Genomic DNA, 4,286 nt, shown 5'->3' on the forward strand with positions numbered 1-4,286 from the left:
ATTTTAAGGGTGAAAATTTAACAGTATTTTATCTATTAATCAATAAAAAAATATTTGATTAAAACGAATTTTTAATGATTTCAGTTTATTAGAAGAGAATATTCGACTTAGGTTTTCCGCAATTATCCGTATTCATGCAGTATTTATTTTCAGATTATTTCTCGCTTTTTTGTCTCTTTCTTATTTTAAAAAAATCATAAATACCCCAAGGCAGCAAGACAGCACTTAAAACTTTATTAAAGGTGGCATGTTCGATCATCTCAGGATCAGTGGTCATCCAGCCGTCCCAGAAGCACCATAAACCAAACCCGATTAATAAAACAGTAAAAACATAGGGACTCATCTGCGGCGGAGCGGGTTTATTGTTCTCTTTTTCCATTTTCTTCCTCAAATTCAATATTTATGGTAGTTTTTTAACCTAATTGATATGCCGGATTTATATAATTTGGTCAAATCACAATTTTAACAGTATTTCATATATCAATAACATCAACATAATCAGGGATCAACCATTTTGATTAAAATCCTTAATTCAAACACCTTTTATTTCAAGTTCTGAAATAAGTCTGGAAAGATAAGTCCGTTGTATCTTGAGAATTTTAGCAGCATGGGTACGATTTCCCTGAACCGATTCAAGTGTGTGAATTAAAAGCTTTTTTTTAAAATGAAGAGTCGCCTGTTTTAAATCCTGTTCATGAAAAGAAATCCGTTCTTTTTCACCGACAGCAAACGGAAGATCACCAGGAGATATCAAAGGCCCATCACTCATGATCACTGCACGCTCAATTGCATTTTTAAGCTCCCGGATATTTCCGGGCCAGGAATGAGTTTCTAAAATCCGAAGCGTCTTTTGAGAAAATTCAAGCTCCGGTCTTGCCTGTTCTTTTTTAAATAGTCCAAGAAAATGAAAGGCTAACAATAAAATATCGGTTCGACGCTTTCTTAAAGGCGGAATTTTGATCTGCACCACATTTAACCGATAATAAAGATCCTCTCTGAAGTTTTTCTCCTTAACCTCTTTTTCAATATCCCTGTTTGTTGCTGAAATAACTCTGACATCCACCGAGATATTAACACTTCCGCCTAGCCGATAATAAATCCCTTCCTGCAAAACCCTTAACAGCCGGGTTTGCATGTTAAGACTCATTTCTCCGATTTCATCCAGAAACAGGGTACCATTGTCAGCCAGTTCAAACTTCCCTTTTTTCAAGGTAGCCGCTCCGGTAAAAGCTCCCTTTTCATGTCCGAATAATTCATCTTCCAGTAGGGATTCAGTTAAAGCACCGCAGTTTAAGACCACCAGGGGAAAATCTTTTCTATCGCTTTGATAATGAATCATTCCGGCCATGAGTTCCTTTCCAGTGCCGCTCTCACCCAGGATCAATACACTCGCCTTTGTATTGGCAACCTTAAGTCCGTCAGATATTGCTTTTTTTACCTCACGGCTTTTCCCTATAATCTTATGCTTTTCAGCTGCCTGGTCAGTTAATTCTAAATTCCGGCGGCTTGCACTCTCCACCCTTCTTGCATTATGAATAGCCTCGGAACAAACATTAGCAAAAACATTCAAAATATTTAAATCATCATTATCAAAGGGCTGTCCATCTTTTCTGTCAATAATCTGAAGCACACCGATAATATCCGAATCAATTTTCAGAGGCGAACAGGCAATTGATTTTGTTTTAAAATCAATATTGTCACTGATGGATTTATACCATCGGTGATCTTTGGTAACATCAGTCACAAGCAAGGGTTCACCCGTCTTTGCAACGAAACCGGCTATACCCTGCCCGATTTTGATCTCGTGTTTTTTGACTTCTTGTTTTTTAGGGCCTGTTGTCACTTCAAATCTAAGGGTTTCACCATCTTCATTAAGAAGTAAAAGAGAGCTTGCCTTTGCCTGCATCATTCTTGCAGCAGTATCAACGATAAGGCCCGGCAATTGTTTCTGATCCTGTACACAGGAAACCCACGCAGATATGTCATTTAAATATTGTAATGGTGAACTCGAATACATAGGCAATCTTTTACAGCATTAACCTTCCCATCTAATAATTTTATATTAACCCAAATTATATAGGAAGTTGCCTACAAAAGAAAGAAAGTAATTCTAAAGAATTTAAACAGGATTTATGGGAATCAATCGGAAATAATCCAGGTATAAAACATGCCGTTTATCGGGATGTGACATGAAAATCAGAAACCTGTAGATATTCTTCAATTCAAGGGGTCTGTTAATTTTTGATGTTTTAAGACTGTCCAACGGTATGTTCAATGTGTTGGCTCCGGGTATTATCATAAAACTTTTATTATATCTGTCAGAGTATTCTAAAGCTTTTTTTTTATCATCAATTCTTAAAACCAGTTTGACCATATCAGGTGCCGGATTATACACTTCAAAGCACAAGGTTTGATACTCCCTCCAGTCATGATGCTTCAAGGAAGGTGAGAGCCCCGGGTAAGACGAAGGAAACAGCTCAAGCTTCAAGGACTTTTCACCATGAACCGCATACTTGTCTGAAAGGGAAAAAAGGGTGCGGCATTTCCAGTGAAATTGGTCAAAAACAAATTCTGATTCAAAATCATACAGCACCAGCTCTTTATGTTTTGTCTTTTCACAGGCAACAAAAAAAAGCATACAAAAGAACCCGATAAAGATATATTTAACCATATTACCCATAGGCTAAAATTGGATCACCGCTATTTCCGGCGGGCAGAAAAGCCTGAACCGAAAATGACTTGTGCCGATTCCCCTTGTTACATACATGGTTTTGTTTCCTTTTTGAAATAATCCATCATTATATTTCACATTTTTTTCATAACCAAAAAGTTTAAACAGCCATAAGGGAAACTTCACCTGGCCGCCATGGGTATCGCCGGCAAACATGAAAATCCTGTCTTTGGTTGAAAAATCATCAAAGGCCAGCGGACTATGGCTTAACACCAGCACAAGAGAATTTTTATCGGCAATATCATCCATATCTTTGAAATCACCGAAATCATCATACCCTTCATCTATACCTGCAATTTGAATAACCTGATCACTAATTTTTATCTCTTGTGAAGAATTTCTCAGCAGAATAACATTATGCTGTTTTGTGGGCTTGCCACTTCCTTTTTCATGGCAGAACAGGCAAGAGTTCTTTGAGTCGGAATAGTCATAATCTCCCATTACAGCATAAACACCCTGTTTTGCTTCTAACCTGGATAAAAATTTCAAAGCCGGTTTATTATTGCCCTTCCACTTTATATAATCACCCGTCAAAAATATCAGATCAGGATTGATCTGATCAATGATGTTTAATACCTGAGTTTCACGTTTCCCAAATTTTGATATATGCAAATCCGAAAGATGAACAATTTTTTTTCCAACTAAACCTTTATATAGGGCTTTATTTATAAAGGCGCTCTTAAAGCTTACCGTCCTGATTTTAACATTATTCGGTTCTATGTATCTGCCATAAATAAACAAAACCACAAGAAAACTGATCATTAAGATTTTGATTGATCGCACAAAGCCACTAAGCCTTAAAGGATATAATTTTCTTTGAGGCTTAGTGGCTTTGTGCGAGAATAAAATCAAGAGAATTATTTCTCAAGCAATTTTATTATTATTTTGTTCTGTTCAATAAGAATATCAAATTTTTCGATCATAATATCGACTTTTTCATTAAGCTTTTCATTGTTCTCATTGAGTTGATCCAGCATCCTGACCGTATACTCGGTGCCAAGGGCAATTTGTTCAAAGAGATAGTCCGAATGCACAGAACTGTTTTCTACAGGAACAAAAGATTTATACTTTTCTGTAAAAGTGTCTGAAATATCAGACGCATACCCAATAGATGAGCAAATAATGATGAAGATAAGAATAAATATTTTTTTCATGATGTTGTCTCCTTTTGGGGCTCATATACAAATTTCCATTCACTGTATTTTTTCTTATTTTCAAAGGATTTATACTCCTTTGGAAAGCCCCCCTTTTTAATGGGCTCTTTTTGACTTCGGCTGAAAACACCTTTGATGCCACCCTTTCCATCATATACGATTCCCCAGTCTCCATCTTTTGTCATTGGATCTTTAAACATTTTCCGCAAATGGCGCTTTAAGCCGGGAAACCGGTTGTCCTTTAAAAGAACTTTCAAACTACGCGGATAGTGTTGTGACCCCCCTGGTGAATTTTGATAAAAGGACTCTATGGCAGCAATAATTTGACTGGTTCTGAAAAAAAGCTCTTTTTCCCGATCCCTTTTCATTATGGTGGTCCATTGTTTTTGAACCACCATCAA

General features: G+C 36.7%; 6 protein-coding genes. All 6 read right to left on the bottom strand.

Going from position 1 to position 4,286, the window contains the following annotated elements; translation table 11 throughout:
- Positions 1-154: 154 nt before the first annotated feature.
- Entirely contained in the window at positions 155-379 is a 225-nt protein-coding gene (locus K8S13_RS22305) for a hypothetical protein (RefSeq protein ID WP_291465930.1), read from the bottom strand.
- A 153-nt stretch (positions 380-532) separates the two neighbouring features.
- Positions 533-1,942: a sigma-54-dependent Fis family transcriptional regulator gene (locus K8S13_RS22310; RefSeq protein WP_291465931.1), complete on the bottom strand. Its 1,410-nt coding sequence runs from the start codon at positions 1,940-1,942 to the stop codon at positions 533-535.
- Between the two features lie 177 nt (positions 1,943-2,119).
- Entirely contained in the window at positions 2,120-2,680 is a 561-nt protein-coding gene (locus K8S13_RS22315; protein ID WP_291465932.1) for a hypothetical protein, read from the bottom strand.
- A 3-nt stretch (positions 2,681-2,683) separates the two neighbouring features.
- Positions 2,684-3,514 carry a metallophosphoesterase gene (locus tag K8S13_RS22320; RefSeq protein WP_291465933.1) on the bottom strand — a complete coding sequence of 277 codons (831 nt, stop codon included), beginning with the start codon at positions 3,512-3,514 and terminating at the stop codon, positions 2,684-2,686.
- A gap of 74 nt (positions 3,515-3,588) precedes the next feature.
- Positions 3,589-3,885, bottom strand: coding sequence for a hypothetical protein (locus tag K8S13_RS22325; protein WP_291465934.1), 297 nt, complete (start codon positions 3,883-3,885; stop codon positions 3,589-3,591).
- A partial coding sequence (locus K8S13_RS22330; protein WP_291465935.1) for a hypothetical protein occupies positions 3,882-4,286 on the bottom strand: 405 nt, incomplete at its 5' end. The genes K8S13_RS22325 and K8S13_RS22330, both read right to left, overlap by 4 nt.

This window comes from Desulfobacula sp. (assembly GCF_021107415.1).

What these genes read in the sequence shown, in the direction of transcription:
- K8S13_RS22305 (WP_291465930.1), bottom strand. Translation starts at nt 379, where the DNA reads ATGGAAAAAGAGAACAATAAACCCGCTCCGCCGCAGATGAGTCCCTAT.
- K8S13_RS22315 (WP_291465932.1), bottom strand. Translation starts at nt 2,680, where the DNA reads ATGGGTAATATGGTTAAATATATCTTTATCGGGTTCTTTTGTATGCTT.
- K8S13_RS22325 (WP_291465934.1), bottom strand. Translation starts at nt 3,885, where the DNA reads ATGAAAAAAATATTTATTCTTATCTTCATCATTATTTGCTCATCTATT.